We start from the raw sequence: 18,512 nt of genomic DNA, 5'->3' as shown, positions 1-18,512 counted from the left end.
AACATCACATGAAGATCGGATTCATCGGCCTCGGCATCATGGGCGCGCCGATGGCGCAGAACCTCATGAAGGCCGGCCACGAGATGGTCGTGCGCACGCGCAGCAAGGTGCCCGACGCCCTGCAGGGCGCCACCGTCTGCAAGACCAACGCCGAGGTCGCGCGCGCGGCCGAGGTCGTGATCCTGATGCTGCCCGACACGCCGGACGTCGAGCAGGTGCTGTTCGGCGAGGACGGCGTGGCCTCGGGCCTCTCCAAGGGCAAGACCGTGATCGACATGAGCTCGATCGCGCCGATGGAGACCAAGCGCTTCGCCAAGAAGATCAATGAACTCGGCTGCGACTACCTCGACGCGCCGGTGTCGGGCGGCGAAGTCGGCGCCAAGGCGGGCAGCCTGACGATCATGGTGGGCGGCGACGAGGCCGTGTTCGAGCGCGCCCGGCCGCTGTTCGAGGCCATGGGCAAGAACATCACGCTGGTCGGCGGCAACGGCGACGGCCAGACCACCAAGGTCGCGAACCAGATCATCGTGGCGCTCAACATCGCGGCGGTCGGCGAGGCGCTGCTGTTCGCGAGCAAGGCCGGCGCCGACCCGGCCAAGGTGCGGCAGGCACTGATGGGCGGCTTCGCGGCCAGCCGCATCCTCGAGGTGCACGGCGAGCGGATGATCAAGCGCACCTTCAATCCGGGCTTCCGCATCGCGCTGCACCAGAAGGACCTGAGCCTGGCGCTCGCCGGTGCCAAGGAGATGGACGTGTCGCTGCCCCAGACCGCTTCGGCGGCGCAGCTGATGCAGTCCTGCGCCGCCCATGGCTGGGACCAGCTCGACCATTCGGCGCTGGTCAAGGCGCTGGAGCAGATGGCCGCGCACGAGGTGGCGGCGGGCTGATCAGCCGAACGCGGGCAGGCCCAGCCGTGCGCAGACCGCGGCGGCCTGCTTTCTCAAGCGCAGCGACTCCGGCTGGCGGTTGACCTGCTGCTGCAGGATGCCTTGGGCGCCGGCCAGCGAAGCCTCGGTGCCGAGGCGCACCAGCGCATCGAGGTACACCTGCTCGAACAGGTCGCGCTGGGCATGGCTGCCGCCGATCTCGACCAGCCGCGGCAGGGCCAGCCCCAGGCCATCGATCGCCGCCGCGAAGTCGCCGCGGGCGTGGGCGCGCAGCCCGTGCGCCGCCGGCACGCAGACCCGCTGCCAGGCATCGCGGCTCGAAGGCGGCGCATGCGGTGCGAAGGATTCGATGTTGCGCAGCAGCAGGTCGGCCTCGTCCCGGCCCGCACGTGCCAGGCCGTAGAGGTATTGCAGGTCCAGGAAGGGCAGCACGTGGTCGTCGAGGCGCCGCGCGAGGTGGTTGGCCAGGTCCTGCCAGCGATCTTCGACCGGAATGCCCGCAAGCTCGAAGCGCGCCAGCAACGACACGGCGCCGATCTGGTCCTGCGAGTAGTCCTTGACCACGCCCCAGACCTCCCGGTCGTAGACCTCGAGCGCCTCGGCGTCACGGCCGAGGTCGATCAGGAACAGCGCCACGTGCCACCAGTTGTGCGTGACCATGAAGGAGTTGAGCCCGACCCAGGTGTCGCTGAGCGCGCGCATCACGGCCAGCCCTTCGGCCAGGCGCCCCTCGGTCAGCATCACGTGGCCGAGCGCGTGGTGTGCCCACGGCTCCTTGCGACGCATCATGATCGCGCGGCGCGCGCTGGCCTCGGCCTCGCGCATCAGGTGGCATTGCTCGTAGCCGAAGGCGGCCATTCCGTGCAGGTACGCGACGTCGCCGGCCGCCGGCAGCGCGGCCAGCGCGAGCCGCAGCATGCCGGGGCAGTCGCCGCTGTTGAAGCAGTGGTACTGGCCGAGCTTGAGCGAGGCCAGGTCGCGCGGATGCTCCAGTGCCTGCTCCTGGTGCAGTGCGATCGCGCGCGCGATGTCGCCCGCGGCCCAGGCGGCGACCGCGTCGATGTAGCGCTGCTCGCGCGGCGTGGCGCGCGACGCGCCGGCCTGGGCGCGCTCGAGGAAGGGCCGCGCGTTGGCCACTGCATCCTTCGATTCGGCGAACAGGTGCAGGGTGGCGCAGTAGGCCTGCACCAGCGGGCTCGGGTCATGAGCGGCGGCCAGCGTGTCGACCGCCCGGGCCTCGCAGGCGATGAAGCCCTCGACGAAGGCATTGACCGCCGGCAGGCTCGCCGCGTCCTCCAGCGTGACCGGATTGCCGAGGCTGTCGGTGCTGCGCATGGCGTCGCGCCGCTCAGTCGCGCGGCGGTTCGGGCCAGGGCCGCTGCGGGTCGCGGATCTGCTCGAAGGCGCGCGAGACCTTCAGCACGCCCAGGTCGTCGAAACGCCTGCCGGCGATCTGCAATCCGATCGGCAGTCCGCCGCTGCTGTAGCCGCAGTTGATCGAGGCCGCCGGCTGCTCCGACATGTTGAACGGCACCGTGAAGCCGATGTGCTCCAGCGGGCGCAGCGGATCGTTGGTGGGCGACGGCGCCTCGGCCGCGGCCGGCAGGTTGGGTGCGGTCGGCGAGATCACGTAGTCGTAGCCTGCGCAGGCCGCCACCGCGGCGACGCGGGTCGCGTGGAACTGGCTGAAAGCCCTGAATACGTGCTCGCCGCTGAAGCCCTCGGCGCTGTCGGCCCACTGCCGGATATAGGGCAGCACCTTGGCACGCTGGTCGGGGCGCAGTGCGTTCATGTCGACCCGCGAGCGCATGCGCCACAGGTGGTCCATGCCGTCGAGCATGGTCTGCGTCATGAAGGGCTGCATCGGCTCGACGATCGCGCCCGCGCGTTCGAAAAGCCGTGCCGCATGCTCGACCGCGGCGCGGATCTCGGGCTCCACCGCCAGGCCGCAGCCGGCGTCGAGCAGCAGGCCGATGCGCAGGCCGCGCAGGTGTTCGACCCCGACGTCGAAGCCGGACCAGTCGATCGCCTCCGGCGGCAGGCTCATGCTGTCGCGCGCGTCGGCCAGCGACAGCGGCGCCATCATCAGCGCCGCGTCGGCCACCGTGCGCGTCATGGGACCGGCGGCGCGCCCCATGTAGGGCGGGTCGATCGGGATCCGGCCCAGGCTGGGCTTGAGCGTGAAGATGCCGCACCAGGCGGCCGGCAGGCGCAGCGAGCCACCGATGTCGGTGCCGATGTGCAGCGGACCGTAGCCCGCGGCCGCCGCGGCGCCGGCGCCGGCGCTCGATCCGCCCGGCGTGCGCGACAGGTCCCAGGGATTGCGCGCCAGCACATGGAAGCTCGACAGGCCGGAGGACAGCATGCCGTAGTCGGGCATGGTGGTCTTCGCCAGGATCACCGCGCCGGCTTCCTTGAGCCGGGCCGCGGGCGGCGCGTCGACCGCCGCCGGCCGCAGGTCGGTGGCCGCGGTGCCGGCCGGCATCGGGTCGCCGCGGGTCGCGATGTTCTCCTTGATCGTGGTCGGGACGCCGTCGAGCGGGCCCAGTGGCTCGCCGCGGGCCCAGCGCGCCTCGGCCGCGCGGGCCTGTTCCAGCGCGGCCTCGGGGCGCAGCAGCCAGGTGGCCTGCAGCCGCGGCTCCCAGCGCCCGATGTGGTCCAGCACCGACTGCGTCACCTCGACCGGAGAGAGGCGCTTGGCGTGGTAGCCGGCGATCAGTTCGCGCGCCGACAGGTCATGCAGCGCGCCCCTCACGACCAGGACAGCGCCGACAGGTCGTTGACGAAGATCGGCATGTCCTTCCACAGCCCCCGCACGCTCTTCTTCGCGACGGTCGGCCATACGGGCTGGAACAGGAAGCCGTTGGCCGCATCGTTGGCCAGCAGGCGCTGGGCGTCGCCGAGCAGCTTGTTGCGCTCGGCCGCATTGCCGGTGGTCTTGATCTTGTCGAACAGCGTGTTGAAGTCCTTCGACTGGTAGCCCCAGTAGTAGTCGGCCTTGGCATAGTTGCCGAGGTCGAAGGGCTCGACGTGCGAGACGATGCTGAGGTCGAAGTCGTGGCCGCCGCCGTAGGTGCCGCTGAGCCACTGGGCCCACTCGACGTTCTGCACTTTCACGTTGATGCCGATCTTGGCCAGTTGGGCCACGATCATCTCGCCGCCCTGGCGCGCATACGGCGGCGGCGGCAAGGTCATCGTGAGTTCGAGCGGCGTCTTCACGCCGGCCTCGGCCAGCAGCGCCTTGGCCTTCTCGATGTTGAACGGGTTTACGCCCGTGGTGTCGACATAGCCGGCGGCGCCCGGCACGTAGTGGCTGCCGATCGGCACGCCGAAGCCGTCGACTGCGCCCTCGATCAAGGCCTTGCGGTCGATCGCCATCAGGATCGCGCGCCGCACGCGGACATCGTCCAGCGGCTTGCGCTTGTTGTTGATCGCCAGGATGGTCTTGGCCCGCGAACCGCTCAGGATGACCTGGAACTGCGGGTTGTTCTTGAACTGCGGCACGACGCGCGTGCCGATGCGCGGGAAGGCGTCGACGTCGCCGGCCAGCAGCGAGGCGGCCTGGGCTGCGGGGTCGGCAATGAAGCGGAAGCTGACCTTGTTGAGCTTGGCGGCGCCCGGGTTGCGAAAGCCGTCCCATTTGGAGAGCACCAGCGAGCTGCCCTTGTTCCAGCTGTCGAGCTTGTAGGGGCCGGTGCCGACCGGCTTGGTGGCGTTGGTGTCGGCGCTCTTGGGCTCGACGATGACGGCGGTCGCCTGGCCCAGCACGAAGGGCAGGTCGGGGTCGATTTCCTTGTTGATGATCACCACCGTGTGGTCGTCGACCACCTGGGTGCTGATGTTGGCGAAGGTGCGCTTGTCCTTGTTGGTGCTCTTCTCGCCGCCGGCGCGGTCGAACGAGAACTTGACCGCCTGCGCATTGAAGGGCTCGCCATTCTGGAACTTGACGCCGCGGCGCAGCTTGAAGGTGTAGGTGCGCAGGTCGGGCGAGACCTCCCAGCTCTCGGCCAGCAGCGGCGTGACGCTGCCGTCGGAGTTGATCTTGGTCAGCGTCTCGAGGATGTTGTAAAGAACGATCTCGCCGATCGCCGAGGCGGCGCCGGCGGTCGGGTCCAGGCCCGGCGGCTCGAGCGCCATGCCGATCACCATCGCGTCCTTTCGGCCCTGCGCCAGTGCGGCCTGCGGCAGCGCGAGCGGCACGGTGGCGAGTGCGGCGGTGGTCAGGAGGGTACGGCGATTCAGCATGGTTCAGGGCTCCAGGGAAAGGCGGATGGGAAATACAGTGTTACATCATCGCGAACCGGCGCCCGCGCCGCAAGCATTTGCTCATGCGCGATCATGCCGAAGCCAGCGGCTCGGCGCGCGGCACCGCGTCCAGCAGTGCCCGGGTATAGGGATGCTGCGCGTGCGCGAAAAGGTGCCGCGGCGCGCCGCGCTCGACCACGATGCCGCGATGCAGCACGCAGACCTCGTCGCACAGGTGGTTGACCACCGCCAGGTCGTGGCTGATCAGCAGGTAGCTGATGCCGAACTGCTGCTGCAGGTCCTGCATCAGATTGAGCACCTGGGCCTGCACCGAGACGTCGAGCGCGCTCACCGGCTCGTCGGCCACGATCAGCTTCGGCCGCGTGATCAGGGCCCGCGCGATGGCGATCCGCTGGCGCTGGCCGCCCGAGAACTCGTGCGGGTACTTGTGCAGGTCGGTGCTGCGCAGGCCGACGGCGGCCAGCGATTCGCCGGCCCGTTCGCGCTGCTCGGCCCGGCTGGTCTCGGCCAGCGCCTCGAGTGGCTCGGCGACGATCCGCGCGACCGTCTGGCGCGGATCGAGCGAGCCATAAGGGTCCTGGAACACCATCTGCACATCGCGGCGGGCGGCGCGCAACTCGTCTTTCGGCAAGGCGTGCAGGTCGCGTCCCAGCAGCTTGACGTGACCGGAAGTCGGCCGGTCGAGCGCCATCACGAGCCGCGCGATGGTCGACTTGCCCGAGCCCGATTCGCCGACGATGCCCAGGCTCTGGCCCGGCCGGACGCTGAAACTCACGCCGTTGAGCGCCTTCACCATCGGCGCCGGGCCGAACAGCCGCTCGCGCGGCAGCGTGTAGTGGCGCACCAGGTCCGTGACTTCGAGCAGCGCGGCCGACTTCGGGTCCGGATCGAACTGCGTCATGCGGCGGCTCCCGCAACGGCCGCGATCTCGTCGAGCCGTATGCAGCGCACCCGGTGGTCGCGCGGCAGCGAGACCGCCGGCGGGCGCGTGGCCTCGCAGGCGTCGACCGTGTAGCGGCAGCGGCCCGCGAACGGACAGCCCGGCGGCAGGTCGACCAGTTCCGGCACGCTGCCGCGGATGGTCGCGAGCTTGAGGCCGCGCGGCGCGCCGAGCGCCGGGCGGGCCGCGAACAGGCCTTGCGTGTACGGATGCGCCCGCTCGGCGAAGACCGCCGCGGTCGGCCCGCTCTCGACCACGCTGCCGCCATACATCACGAGCATCTTCGAGACGCTCTCGGCGATCACGCCGAGGTCGTGCGAGATCAGGATCAAGGCCATCCCGCGCTCCGCGACCAGGCCGCGGATCAGCTCGAGGATCTGCTTCTGGATCGTGACGTCGAGCGCGGTGGTCGGCTCGTCGGCGATCAGCAGGTCGGGCCCGCAGGCCAGCGCCATCGCAATCCCGATGCGCTGGCGCTGGCCGCCCGAGAACTGGTGCGGATAGGCGTCGAGGCGCGAGGCCGCATCGGGGATGCCGACGCGCTCGAGCAGCGCCAGCGCCTCCTTGCGCGCGTCGGCGGCCGAGAGGCCGCGGTGCAACCGCAGCGGCTCGCCGACCTGGCGGGCGATCGTGTGGACCGGGTTCAGCGCGGTCATCGGCTCCTGGAAGATCATGCCGATGCGATCGCCGCGCAGCTTGCACATCTCGCGCTCGGGCAGGCCGACCAGTTCGCATCCCTCGAAGCGGATGCTCCCGCTGACCTTGGCGCTCGCCGGCAGCAGGCCCATCAGCGATTGCACCGTGATCGACTTGCCGCAGCCGGATTCGCCGACGATGCCCATCGTCTCGCCGCGCTCCAGCGTGAAGCCGATGCCGCGCACCGCCTCGGCCGGGCCGCGCTGCGTCTGCAGCTGCACATGAAGGTCGTTGACTTCGAGAAGAGGCATGGGAGCTTCAGCGGGCGCGCGCAAGGCGGGGATCGAGCAGGTCCCGCAGGCCGTCGCCCAGCAGGTTGAGGCCCAGCACCGCCAGCGCGATCGCCATGCCGGGGAACACGGCCAGCAGGGGGGCCTGGAACATCATGGTCTGGGCCTCGCTCAGCATGCGGCCCCACGAAGGCTGCGGCGGTTGTGTGCCCAGGCCGAGGTAGGACAGCGCCGCCTCGGCCAGGATCGCGACCGCGAAGCGGATCGTGATCTGCACGATCAGCACCGCCGAGATGTTGGGCAGCACGTGCTGCATCGTGATGGCGAACGCGCCCTTGCCGCAGGCGCGGGCGGCCGCCACGTACTCGCGCGACCAGATCGCGTTGGCCGAGGCCCGCGTGATGCGCGCGAAGGTCGGGATGTTGTAGATGCCGATGGCGACGATCGCGTTGACGATGCCGGCGCCGAACACCGCGGTCATCATGATCGCCGACAGGATCGCCGGGAAGGCCATCGTGAAGTCGGTCAGGCGCATGATCGCCTCCTCGACCCAGCCGCGGCGAGCGGCGGCGAGCAGGCCGAGCGCGGTGCCCACCGTGAGGCCGATGCCGACGGCGATCACGCCGACCAGGATCGAGGCGCGGGCGCCCACCAGCAGCAGCGAGGCGACATCGCGGCCGAAGGTGTCGGTGCCGAGCCAGTGCGACCAGCTCGGCTTCTGCAGCTTGCTCGCGAGGTCCATCTCGTAGGGCGACCAGGGAGTCCACACCAGCGACACCGCGGCCGCCGCCACCAGCAGCAGGCTGAGCACTGCGCCGATCGTGAAGCTGCGGTGCCGCAGCGCGCGGCGCCAGAAGCCGGGGACTTTGAAGGCGGCCGCGCTGGGCACCGCAGCGGGTACTGCGCTCATGCGTGCCCCCGCGCTCGGCACTTCGTGTCCTCGCTGCCCCCCGAGGGGGCGCGAGCTTGCTTGGGGCGGCCCGGCGCTGCGCTCATATGTCGGAAGCCTTGATGCGCGGGTCGATCACGGCATACAGCACGTCGACCACGAAATTGACGATGACCACCATCGCGGCCAGCAGCATCACGCAGTTGCGCACCACGATCAGGTCGCGGTTGCTGATGGCCTGGAAGATCAGCCGGCCCAGGCCGGGCAGGTAGAACACGTTCTCGACCACGATGGTGCCGGCCAGCAGTTCGGAGAACTGCATGCCCATGACCGTGACCACCGGGATCATGGCGTTGCGAAGCACGTGGCCCCAGAGCACCGCCCGCTGCGACACGCCCTTGGCGCGGGCGGTGCGAACGAAGTCCTCGCGCATCACCTCCAGCACCGCCGAGCGCGTGATGCGCGCCAGGATCGCGGCCTGCACCACGGCCAGCGACAGGGCCGGCAGCAGCAGCGACTTGAGCCCGGACAGGATGCCCTCGCCCCAACCCTCGAAGCCGCCCGCCGAAAACCACTGCAGCTGGACCGAGAACACCAGGATCAGCAGGATCGCGAACCAGAAATTCGGGATCGCGATGCCGACCTGCGTGAGGCCCATCAGCCCGACGTCGCCGAGCTTGTTGTGGCGGGCCGCCGCCGTCACGCCGACCGCCAGCGCCAGCACGGTGGTGAAGGCCATCGCCAGCAGCGCCAGCGGCACGGTCAGGGCGAGCCGCTCGAGGATCAGGTCGAGGACCGGCGAGCTGTAGGCGTAGCTGTCGCCGAGCTGGCCGGTGAGCAGGCCGCCGATCCAGTGCCAGTAGCGGCTCCAGGCCGGCTGGTCGAGCCCCAGCTTGGCGGCCAGCGCGGCCACCGCCTCGGGTGAGGCGTCCGGGCCCATGAGCATCTGGGCGGCATTGCCGGGCAGGATCTCGAGCACCAGAAAAACGATGACCGAGGCGCCGATCAGGGTGGCGATCAGGGTCAGGAAACGCTTGAACAGGAACAGACTCATAGGGCGGGGCGCAGCATAACCCGACACGCAACGTCCGTGCCCGAGAGCATCGATAATCGGGCCATGGCCTTGATGATCACCGACGAATGCATCAACTGCGACGTCTGCGAGCCGGAGTGCCCCAACGACGCGATCTACATGGGCGAGGAGATCTACGAGATCGACCCGCACAAGTGCACCGAATGCGTGGGCCACTTCGACGAACCGCAGTGCGTGCAGGTGTGCCCGGTCGCGTGCATCCCGACCAATCCCGCGCATGTCGAGACGCGCGAGACGCTGTGGCAGAAGTTCGAGCGGCTGGCAGCCGAGAAAGCGGCCAGGGCCGCGGCGCAGCCCGGGCCGGTCCCGGCGCCCTAGTCTTTCGCAGGGCGCTTTTTCTTGGGCGCTGCCGAGGGATCCCGCGGGCTCAGGTACTGCGGGTCCTTGCGCGGCTTGCCCTTCTTCATCGAAACATCACGGGGTTCCGGCGCGGCCGCCCGGGCGCGTGGCGCGTTGTCGATCAGGATCGCCTGCCCGGGACCTGCGCGGCTTCGAGCCGCAGGCGATCGCGCTCCATGCGCTGGGCCTCGGCGCGGGCTTCGCGCGTCGCCTGGTCGGCTTCTCGTTTTCGCGCCGCGCCCGGCGCCTCGTCGAGCGGCAGGGCCCGGCCGGTGTCGCAGGGCTGATCGGTGTAGCTGTTGCCGCAGCGCCAGATGCCGCTGGCGCCCTGTGCCGTGGCGGCCCAGTGCAGGCAGGCGCCGGCCAGCAGCAGGCTGCCGCGGGTGGCGATTCGTGCTTGTGACAGACTCATTTTTTGTTGTCTCCCTTTCCTTCTTCTCGCTTGCTTCCGCTAGCCCGCGGCGGGTGTACCCCCGTCGCCGGGCTCGCGCCGCGGTGGTTTGGGGCGCGGCGGTTTGCTCGTGTGGATGAGCAGGGTCGCCTTGTCCATCTCGCCGGCCACCAGGGCCGGAAAAGCATGCAGCGAGCGCACAATTGCATCCTCGATCGCCTCGCGTTGTTCCTTCAGCGGCTTCTTGAGCACCCAGTTCACGACCTCGGACTTGACGCCCGGATGGCCGATGCCGAGCCGCAGCCGCCAGTAGTCGCCGGTGCCGAGTTGCGCGTGGATGTCGCGCAGGCCGTTGTGGCCGGCGTGGCTGCCGCCGAACTTGAGCTTGGCCTGCCCCGGCACCACGTCGAGCTCGTCGTGCGCGACCAGGATCTCGCTGGGCTCGATCTTGAAAAAGCGCGCCAGCGCGGCGGTCGACTTGCCCGAAAGGTTCATGAAGGTCTGCGGCTCGAGCAGCCAGAGCGGCTTGCCGCCGACCTGGGTGCGCGCCACCAGCCCGTGGTAGCTGCGCTCGGGCGCGAGCGTGAGCTTGAGGTCGCGGGCCAGCGCGTCGATCCACCAGAAGCCCGCGTTGTGGCGCGTGGCCTCGTATTCAGGGCCCGGATTTCCGAGGCCTACAAACAGCTTGATCATGAGGACGGATTGTGACTTGGCGCGCCAACGAAAACGGCCCGCACTGGGCGGGCCGTTCAGGCGCGATCGCGAAGCAGAATTACTTCTTCTTCGCGGGTGCCTTGGCGTCGGCCTTGGCGGCCGGTGCGGCAGCACCTTCGGCCGGAGCGCCTTCGGCGCCGGCTGCAGGCTCTTCGGCGACCAGCGGCGGCACGGCCGAGACCACGACCGGGTTGATCTTGCCGTGGCTCACGAACTTCACGCCCTTGGGCAGCTTGATGTCGTTGACGTGCACGGTGGCGTTCTTGGTCAGGCCCGACAGGTCGACTTCGATGAACTCGGGCAGGTCGGCCGGCAGGCAGCTGACTTCGAGTTCGTTCATCACGTGGTTCACGAGGTTGTGGTCGAGCTTGACGGCGGTCGACTCTTCTTCACCCTTGAAGTGCAGCGGCACCTTGACCGTCATGCGGGTGCGGGCATCGACGCGCTGGAAGTCGACGTGCTGCACGAGCTGGCGGAACGGGTGGTATTGCACGTCGCGCAGCAGCACCTTGGTGGTGGCGCCGGCGAGTTCCATCTCGAGGATCGACGAGTGGAAGGCTTCCTTCTTGAGGGCGTGCCACAGCGCGTTGTGATCGATCTCGATCAGTTGCGGCTGGCCTTCGCCACCGTAGACGATACCGGGCGTCTTGCCCGTGATGCGGAGACGGCGGCTCGCACCCGTGCCCTGCTTGGCGCGCTCAAAAGCGACGAATTTCATGGATAACTCCTGTGGAAGCCGACCGCGACCAGTGCGGCTCCGGTTTTCAAAATGGGCTTCCGCTGCGGGAAGCCCGGCTCTTTGCTCAGAACAGGTTTTCCTGGTCCGAGAACAAACTCATCACCGACTCGCCCTTGGCGATGCGCTGGATCGTTTCGGCGATCAGCGGCGCCACGGACAGTTGGCGGATCTTGGTGCAGCCCAATGCCGCATCGCTCAGCGGGATCGTGTTGGTCACGACCACTTCGTCGAGCGCCGAGCCCTGGGCGATGCGCTCGATGGCGGGGCCCGAGAAGATCGGGTGCGTGCAATACGCATAGACCTTCTTAGCGCCGCGTTCCTTCAGGACTTCGGCCGCCTTCACCAGCGTGCCGGCGGTGTCGATCATGTCGTCCATGATCACGCAGTTGCGGCCGTCGATCTCGCCGATCACGTGCATGACTTCGCTCACGTTGGCGCGCGGGCGGCGCTTGTCGATGATCGCGAGGTCGCAATTGAGCTGCTTGGCCAGCGCCCGGGCACGCACCACGCCGCCGACGTCGGGCGAGACCACGATCAGGTCTTCGTAGTTCTTCTGGCGCAGGTCGCCCAGCAGCACCGGCGAGGCATAGATGTTGTCGACCGGAATGTCGAAGAAGCCCTGGATCTGGTCGGCGTGCAGGTCCATGGTGAGCACCCTGGCCACGCCCACGGTCTCGAGCAGGTTGGCCACCACCTTGGCCGAGATCGGCACCCGGCTGGAGCGCGGACGGCGGTCCTGGCGCGCGTAGCCGAAGTAGGGGATCACGGCACTGATGCGCTCGGCCGATGCGCGCTTGAGCGCGTCGACCATGATGAGCAGTTCCATCAGGTTTTCGTTGGTCGGGGCACAGGTCGACTGGACCACGAACACGTCGCGGGCGCGGACGTTCTGGTTGATCTCGACGGTGACTTCGCCGTCGGAGAAGCGCCCGACCCGCGCGGCGCCGAGCGACGTGCCCAGGTTGTGCGAGATCTCGGCGGCAAGGCCCGGATTGGCGTTGCCGGTGAAAACCATGAAGTCAGGGTGTTGAGCCTGCATGAGTGCGTCCCGGCAATGCGAATTGGCTCTTTCGGGAGAGCCGCCAAAATTCTCGTGAGTGAATTTGGCAGGGGAGAAAGGATTCGAACCTTTGCATGCTGGAATCAAAATCCAGTGCCTTAACCAGCTTGGCGACTCCCCTACACGGGTCGACGACCAATGTCGCCAACCGATATATGTCGCATCAGATCGCGTGAGCGACCTGATTATCTTCTCAGACCGCCCAACCCACGAGGGGGTGAACGGCCAGGTTGCTGCATTTGCGAACCTGCCAGCCCTCGGGGGCCTCGGCCAGTTCCGCGTCATGCGGCATCGCTGCAAATACCGAACTTCCCGAACCGGTCATCCGCGCTTCGAGTCCTTGGTGGCCGAGCCATTCGATGGCTTCGGTGACCGCGGGACAAAGCCGCTGGGCAACTGGCTGCAGGTCGTTTCTGCCAAAGCCCCATCTTTTTTCGATCTGGCCCTGACGCGATTCGCTATGTGCAGCAAAGCCCGAGATTATAGCAGTAGGAGTTGCGCGTTGCAGATCCTCTGCTGAAAAAATCTGTAGCGTACCGAGTCCCTCGGGCGGTTTCACGACCGCGAAGCAGCCCGGCGGGAGCTCGACGGGCGTGATTATCTCGCCGATTCCCTCGACCCAGGCGTTGCGTCCGCGCAGGAAGAAAGGAACGTCGGCGCCCAGTGCGAGGCCGATGCGCTCGAGCGTCGCGAGCGGCAGGTCCAGCCCCCAGAGACGATTGAGGGCCAGCAGGCAGGTGGCCGCGTCGGAGGAGCCGCCGCCCATGCCGGCCTGGGCCGGCACCTGCTTGGCGACCCCGATGTGGGCCCCCAGCGGCGTTCGCGCCTCGGCTTGCAAGGCCCTGGCCGCGCGCACGACCAGGTCGTCGGCCGGCAGCGGGGTGGTCAGGTCCTCGCGGGTGATCACTCCATCGGCGCGCTGCTCGACATGCAGCGTGTCGCACCAGTCGATCAGCATGAAGACCGACTGCAGCAGGTGGTAGCCGTCGGCGCGCCGGCCCGTGATGTGCAGGAAGAGATTGAGCTTGGCCGGTGCCGGCAGGTCGTAGAGCGCCTTCATGCGCGTTCGAAGACGATCCGCAGGTCGGCCCGGGGCCTCGGTGATTCGCGCGTCGCCTGCAGGCGGCCCGCAGCCACTTGCGAAAGATCCGGCCGCCAGCCGGGCACCTGCTCGTCGCGGCCGGCCAGCCAGGCGAACAGGGCGCCGACCGGGATCGCGGCGCCGGTGGCGGCCTCGATCAGCGCATCGACCGAATCGTAGCGGCGGGTTTCGCTGCCGTTCCTGAGCACGGCCTCGCCGGGTGCCCAGTGGAGCTGGGCCAGGGTGCTGCCGATCGGGCTCGTGAGGATCAGGTCGCCGGCCCGCGGCGCACCGCGCAGTTCGAACAGCGCCGAGAAGCTCTGGCTGGCGTCGCCTTCGAGGCGCAGCGACAGGCGCCCGCTCCAGGCCTCGCTGGTGGCGCCGGGTCCGGGCGCGCCGCCCGGACTCGCACAGCCCGCCAGCACCAGCAGGCCGGCGCCGCCGGCCAGCAGCAACCCACGCCGGTTCAAAGCTTCACGTGCAGGCGCTTGAGCGTTTCCTGCAGCGTCTCGTTGTCCGCATCCGCGAGCGACGCTTCCTTCCAGATGCTCACCGCGCGATCGCGCTGGCCGGCGGCCCACAGCACCTCGCCCAGGTGGGCGCCGATCTCGGGATCGGGCCGGCGCTTGTAGGCATCTTCGAGGATGCGCATCGCCTCGGTCGTGTTGCCGAGCCGGTACTCGACCCAGCCCAGGCTGTCGGCGATGAACGGGTCTTCGGGCGCCAGCTGCACGGCCTTCTGGATCAGCGTGCGCGCCTCTTCGAGCCGCACCTTTCGATCGGCCAGTGAATAGCCGAGCGCGTTGTAGGCGTTCTGGTTGTCCGGCTTGAGCTCGATCACCCGGCGCAGCAGGCGCTCCATCTCGTCGAGGCGATTGAGCTTCTCGGCCACCATGGCCTGGTCGTAGATCAGGTCGACGTCGTTCGGTGCGGCGGCGCTGGCCTGGGCCAGCATGTCGAAAGCGGCCTGGTATTGCTTGGCGTCGCGCAGCAGCTGAACTTCGGTGAGGAACTTCTGCTTCTTTTCGTCGGCGGTGCGTTCGGGCAGGCTGCGCACCAGTTCGCGGGCCTGCGGCAGCTTGCCCTGGCGGGCCAGCAGCGCGGCGCGGCGCGCCTGGGCGCCGACCAGGTCGTCGGTGCTGTCGATGCGGGCCAGCCAGCCGTCGGCAGCGGTGAAATCCTTGCGCCGCTCGGCCAGCTGCGCCATCAGCAGGTAGGCCTGGGTCAGGCCGCGCTCGCGCCCTTCCGGGTCGCGAATGTCGGGCGCGAGCGAGATGAAGCGGTTGAGCGAGGTTTCGGCCGCCTTGTCCTGGCGCGCCTGGGTCTGCAGGCTGCCGAGCAGCAGCCAGGGTTCGGGCAGCTCGGGGCGGGCCGCGGTGAGGGCGGCGAGTTCGCTCGAGGCCTCGGCATAGCGGCGGCCCTCGACCAGGGCGCGGGCGTAGCCGACGCGCATTTCGGGCAGGACCTTGGGGCCGGCGAGGTAGCGCTTGACGATCGGTTCGGCCAGCGGCTGGCTCGGATCCATGATCTCGAGCGCCAGCATGGCCGGGCCTTCGGAGGCCGGATCCAGCTGCTGGCCCTTGATGGCCGCATCGAGCGCGCCGGAGGTGTCGCCGGCGGCCAGCCGCAGCCGGCCGACGGTGGCCCAGGCGGCGCCCGCGGTGGCGGGGTTCGCCAGTTCGTCGGCCAGCGCCTGCTCGACCACCGAGGCGGCGAGTTTCTTGTCGGTGGCCCGCGAATAGTTGCGGGCGATCACGGCGAAAAGGAAGGGACGCTCGATCTGCGGCGTGGCGGCGATCTCGGCCCGCAGCGGCTCGACCGTATCGGCGATGCGGTTCAGCGCGATCAGGATCTGCAGCTCGACGCGGCGCGCCTCGCGCGACTCGGGCAGGCTGTCCTTCCAGGCCCGGGCGGCTTCCAGGGCCGAGTCACCGGAGCGCGACTGCAGTGCGATCTCGACCGCGCGCTGGAACAGCTTGCCGTCGCGGGAGCGGCGGGCGGCGTCGAGCACCAGCCCGTAGGCGGCGCCGGGATCGGAGCGGGCGCTGAGCTCGCCCAGCAGCACTTCGTAGAACAGGTCGGCGGTCATCGCCGAGGGCTGGGCGGGGGCGCTGGACTTGGCGGATTCCGGCGTTGCCGCAGCTCGTGCCGGATCGACGAGAGGGGCGGGGGGCGAGGTCTGGCCTTGCGCCGCAAGCGCGATCAGGGCCAGGAAAGCGGCCGCCGCAAGGCGGGATCGGCGGAGCGTGAAGGTCATCGCAGCCATAATAATCCAAGGCTTTTGCGCCATGGGACGTGGGGTCTCAACGCCGGCGTTTTTTCGTGTCAGCCTGCCCGCCCATGCCAGAACTCCCCGAAGTCGAAGTCACCCGCCGCGGATTCGCGGATCGCATCGCGGGCGCCCGGATCGAGGCGGTGCGGGTCGGCAAGCCGCTGCGCTGGGCGCTGGCGGTCGAGCCTGGCGACCTGGTGGGGCGCAGCGTGCTCGGCGTGCGCCGGCGCGGCAAGTACCTGCTGGTCGACCTCGACGCCGGCCTGCTGCTGATGCACCTGGGCATGTCGGGCAGCCTGCGCTTCGACACCGCCTTGCCGGCGCCCGGCACCCATGATCACTTCGACCTCGTCACCAGCCGCGGCACCTTGAGGCTCAACGACCCGCGCCGCTTCGGCGCCGTGGTCTACGTCGAGGACGAGGCTTCGCCACTGGCGCGCAAGCTGCTCGGCGGACTCGGCATGGAGCCGTTGGGCGACGGCTTCGACTTCGAGGCCTTCCATGCCGGCCTGCGCCGTCGCCGGGCCCCGATCAAGCAGGTGCTGCTGGCCGGCGACGTGGTGGTGGGCGTGGGCAACATCTACGCCTCGGAAGCCCTCTTCCTGGCCGGCATCCGGCCGACCTTGTCGGCCGCGCGCATCAGCCGGCCGAGGGCGTTGCGCCTGCATGCGGCGGTGCGCGACATCCTGGCGCGAGCGGTCGCGCGCGGCGGCAGCACGCTGCGCGATTTCTCCAACGTCGACGGCCAGAGCGGCTATTTCCAGCTCGAGGCCACGGTCTACGGGCGCAAGGGCGAGCCGTGTCGGGTCTGCGCGACACCGGTGCGGATGATGCGCCAGGGCCAGCGGGCCACGTATTTCTGCCCAGTGTGCCAAAAGCACTGAATCCCAACGGCGAATGACGCGGTACGCAGCCTGCGATGCTATATTTTGTAAGTCGCCCTTACAAACCCTGCTTTGACCGATTCCTTCAATCAGCAATTCGACAAGCACGGCGCTTGGCGGCGCAATTTCGCGCACCGCCTCAAGTGGCTGTCCCGCTGGCTGAACGAAAACGACCTGCTGAACCAGAGCGTCGCCGAGCGGCTGCGCGACCTGGAGTCGCAGTTGCGCACCAGCAAGGTCATGGTGGCTTTCGTGGCCGAGTTCTCGCGCGGCAAGTCCGAGCTGATCAACGCCATCTTCTTCGCCGGCTACGGGCGCCGGATCATGCCGGCCAGCGCCGGCCGCACGACCATGTGCCCGACCGAGCTGGGCTACGACCCGGCGCTGCAGCCGAGCCTGCGCCTGCTGCCGATCGAAACCCGGCTCGAGGCCCATTCGCTCGCCCATTGGCGCGACGAGCCCGAGCGCTGGACCGAGATCGCGATCGACGTCGAGAACGCCGAACTGCTGTCGCAGGCGATGGGCAAGGTCGCCGAGGTGCGCTGGGTGCCGCTCGAGGAAGCGCGCGCGCTCGGCTTCTGGAGCGACGACGTACCCGACGACAACCCGGTGCCCGATGCCGATGGCCGGGTCGAGATCCCGCGCTGGCGCCACGCGGTGCTGAACATGCCGCACCCGCTGCTGGAGCAGGGCCTGGTGATCCTCGACACGCCCGGACTGAACGCGATCGGCGCCGAGCCCGAACTGACGGTGAGCCTGATTCCACAGGCCCATGCGGTGGTCTTCATCCTCGGTGCCGACACCGGCGTGACCCGCTCCGACCTGGCCATCTGGCGCCAGCACCTGGTCACCGAGGGTGACCTGAGCGAAACCCGCATCGTGGTGCTGAACAAGATCGACACGATGTGGGACATCCTGAGCACGCCGGCCCAGATCGATGCCCAGATCCAGCGCCAGCGCAAGGGCGCGGCCGAATTGCTGGGCGTGCCGCTGACGCAGGTGCTGCCGGTGTCGGCGCAGAAGGGGCTGCAGGCCAAGATCCGCCGCGACGTGCCGCTGCTGCAGGCGAGCCGGCTGCCGGCGCTCGAGGCCGTGCTCGGCGAAGGCCTGCTGGGCAAGCGCGAGACCATGCTGCGGCTTGCCGTCGACGCCGGCATCGTCGCGCTCAGGACCGAGGCGGCGCGCATCCTCAACGTGCGCCAGCGCGACCTGTCCGAGCAGGCGCTGGAGCTGCAGGGCCTGCGCGGCAAGAACGGATCGGTGATCCGCCACATGCGCAGCCGCATCGAGGCCGAGCAGACCGAGTTCGAAGGCAGCAACACCCGCATCCTGGCGCTGCGCTCGGTGCAGGGCAAGCTGCTGCGCGAGGTCTACGCGGTGCTCGGCAGCACCGCGCTCAAGGCCGACATGGGCCGCCTGTCGGCCGCGCTGAAGCGCCGCGGCATCAAGTTCAGCGTGCGCAAGGTGTATGGCGAGACCTTCGAGTCGCTGCGCAACAACCTGCGCGAGGTGCAGGCGACCAGCGCCGAGATCCAGTCGATGCTGCACGCCACCTTCCGGCAGCTCAACGCCGAACACGGCTTCACGCTGCAGGCGCCGCCCGAGCCTGACCTGTCGGGCTTCGAGCAGCAGCTCGACCAGATCGAGCGCAGTCATATCCACTACCTGGGCGTGGGCAACATGCTCAAGCTGGCGCAGCCCGACTTCTGCGACAAGCTGGTGCGTGCGCTGGCGAGCCGGCTGCGGGTGGTCAACGAGGCGGCCATGACCGAGGTGGAGCGTTGGAGCAAAGGCGCCGGCGCCCAGCTCGACGCCCAGCTCAAGGAACGGCGCCGCAATTTCACCAAGCGCATCGAGGCCGTGGAGCGCATCCAGGGCGCGGCGGGCAATCTCGACGAGCGCCTGGCCGAGCTGTCGGCGCAGGAAGCCAACCTGGGCGAGCTGCACCGGCGGCTGGCCGAACTCACCACCCTGCTCGCGAGCAACGAAGCGCCGCACGCCCCCGCGGCGCGGACCGAACTTGTCGCCTGA

Annotated in this window: 18 protein-coding genes and 1 tRNA gene; 4 read left to right on the top strand and 15 right to left on the bottom strand. The window is 69.1% G+C overall.

Features of this window, described 5'->3' with window-relative positions; all coding sequences use genetic code 11:
- Positions 1-8: 8 nt before the first annotated feature.
- Positions 9-887 (top strand): 2-hydroxy-3-oxopropionate reductase, encoded by an 879-nt coding sequence (glxR, locus tag QTI17_RS17630; protein ID WP_286534722.1) that lies wholly within the window; start codon positions 9-11, stop codon positions 885-887.
- Here glxR and QTI17_RS17625 read toward each other — a convergent pair whose 3' ends face one another.
- From QTI17_RS17625 to QTI17_RS17595, 7 genes are all read right to left on the bottom strand, one after another.
- Complete coding sequence (locus QTI17_RS17625) at positions 888-2,222, bottom strand: tetratricopeptide repeat protein (RefSeq protein ID WP_286534721.1); 1,335 nt, start codon at positions 2,220-2,222, stop codon at positions 888-890.
- Between the two features lie 13 nt (positions 2,223-2,235).
- A complete protein-coding gene (locus tag QTI17_RS17620) occupies positions 2,236-3,642 on the bottom strand; it encodes an amidase (protein WP_286534720.1) in 1,407 nt (468 codons plus the stop codon).
- Positions 3,639-5,132: an ABC transporter substrate-binding protein gene (locus QTI17_RS17615; protein WP_286534719.1), complete on the bottom strand. Its 1,494-nt coding sequence runs from the start codon at positions 5,130-5,132 to the stop codon at positions 3,639-3,641. The genes QTI17_RS17620 and QTI17_RS17615 overlap by 4 nt, the downstream gene beginning before the upstream one ends.
- A 91-nt stretch (positions 5,133-5,223) precedes the next feature.
- Positions 5,224-6,054 carry an ATP-binding cassette domain-containing protein gene (locus QTI17_RS17610; RefSeq protein WP_286534718.1) on the bottom strand — a complete coding sequence of 277 codons (831 nt, stop codon included), beginning with the start codon at positions 6,052-6,054 and terminating at the stop codon, positions 5,224-5,226.
- The gene (locus QTI17_RS17605) at positions 6,051-7,040 is read right to left on the bottom strand and encodes an ABC transporter ATP-binding protein (RefSeq protein ID WP_286534717.1); all 990 of its coding nucleotides are present in this window, start codon (positions 7,038-7,040) and stop codon (positions 6,051-6,053) included. Before QTI17_RS17605 ends, QTI17_RS17610 begins: the two co-directional genes overlap by 4 nt.
- 7 nt (positions 7,041-7,047) lie before the next feature.
- Complete coding sequence (locus tag QTI17_RS17600) at positions 7,048-7,929, bottom strand: ABC transporter permease (RefSeq protein WP_286534716.1); 882 nt, start codon at positions 7,927-7,929, stop codon at positions 7,048-7,050.
- An 82-nt stretch (positions 7,930-8,011) separates the two neighbouring features.
- Positions 8,012-8,962, bottom strand: coding sequence for an ABC transporter permease (locus tag QTI17_RS17595; protein WP_286534715.1), 951 nt, complete (start codon positions 8,960-8,962; stop codon positions 8,012-8,014).
- A 63-nt stretch (positions 8,963-9,025) separates the two neighbouring features.
- Here QTI17_RS17595 and QTI17_RS17590 point away from each other — a divergent pair, with 63 nt between their 5' ends.
- Complete coding sequence (locus QTI17_RS17590) at positions 9,026-9,319, top strand: YfhL family 4Fe-4S dicluster ferredoxin (RefSeq protein ID WP_286534714.1); 294 nt, start codon at positions 9,026-9,028, stop codon at positions 9,317-9,319.
- Between the two features lie 142 nt (positions 9,320-9,461).
- On the opposite strand, the gene QTI17_RS17585 is transcribed toward QTI17_RS17590, so the two are convergent.
- From QTI17_RS17585 to QTI17_RS17550, 8 genes are all read right to left on the bottom strand, one after another.
- A complete protein-coding gene (locus tag QTI17_RS17585) occupies positions 9,462-9,752 on the bottom strand; it encodes a hypothetical protein (protein WP_286534713.1) in 291 nt (96 codons plus the stop codon).
- A 39-nt stretch (positions 9,753-9,791) separates the two neighbouring features.
- A complete protein-coding gene (gene pth, locus QTI17_RS17580) occupies positions 9,792-10,424 on the bottom strand; it encodes an aminoacyl-tRNA hydrolase (RefSeq protein WP_286534712.1) in 633 nt (210 codons plus the stop codon).
- 79 nt (positions 10,425-10,503) lie between these two features.
- On the bottom strand, positions 10,504-11,163 hold the full coding sequence (locus tag QTI17_RS17575) for a 50S ribosomal protein L25/general stress protein Ctc (RefSeq protein ID WP_286534711.1): 660 nt from the start codon (positions 11,161-11,163) through the stop codon (positions 10,504-10,506).
- Between the two features lie 85 nt (positions 11,164-11,248).
- A complete protein-coding gene (locus QTI17_RS17570) occupies positions 11,249-12,223 on the bottom strand; it encodes a ribose-phosphate pyrophosphokinase (protein WP_286534710.1) in 975 nt (324 codons plus the stop codon).
- A gap of 65 nt (positions 12,224-12,288) precedes the next feature.
- Positions 12,289-12,365 (bottom strand) — tRNA-Gln (locus tag QTI17_RS17565).
- Between the two features lie 72 nt (positions 12,366-12,437).
- Positions 12,438-13,304, bottom strand: coding sequence for a 4-(cytidine 5'-diphospho)-2-C-methyl-D-erythritol kinase (gene ispE / locus QTI17_RS17560; protein WP_286534709.1), 867 nt, complete (start codon positions 13,302-13,304; stop codon positions 12,438-12,440).
- Positions 13,301-13,795, bottom strand: coding sequence for a lipoprotein insertase outer membrane protein LolB (locus QTI17_RS17555; protein WP_286534708.1), 495 nt, complete (start codon positions 13,793-13,795; stop codon positions 13,301-13,303). Before QTI17_RS17555 ends, ispE begins: the two co-directional genes overlap by 4 nt.
- Entirely contained in the window at positions 13,792-15,582 is a 1,791-nt protein-coding gene (locus QTI17_RS17550) for a tetratricopeptide repeat protein (RefSeq protein ID WP_286534707.1), read from the bottom strand. Before QTI17_RS17550 ends, QTI17_RS17555 begins: the two co-directional genes overlap by 4 nt.
- 83 nt (positions 15,583-15,665) lie before the next feature.
- On the opposite strand from QTI17_RS17550, the gene mutM reads away from it, so the two are divergent.
- Together mutM and QTI17_RS17540 are read left to right on the top strand one after the other, a co-directional pair.
- Complete coding sequence (gene mutM, locus QTI17_RS17545) at positions 15,666-16,481, top strand: bifunctional DNA-formamidopyrimidine glycosylase/DNA-(apurinic or apyrimidinic site) lyase (protein WP_286534706.1); 816 nt, start codon at positions 15,666-15,668, stop codon at positions 16,479-16,481.
- Positions 16,482-16,553: 72 nt separating this feature from the next.
- Entirely contained in the window at positions 16,554-18,512 is a 1,959-nt protein-coding gene (locus QTI17_RS17540) for a dynamin family protein (protein WP_286534705.1), read from the top strand.

The organism is Variovorax sp. J31P179 (assembly GCF_030316985.1).
Lineage (GTDB): Bacteria > Pseudomonadota > Gammaproteobacteria > Burkholderiales > Burkholderiaceae_C > Variovorax > Variovorax ginsengisoli_B.
This window is presented reverse-complemented; position numbering and strand designations above follow the sequence as displayed.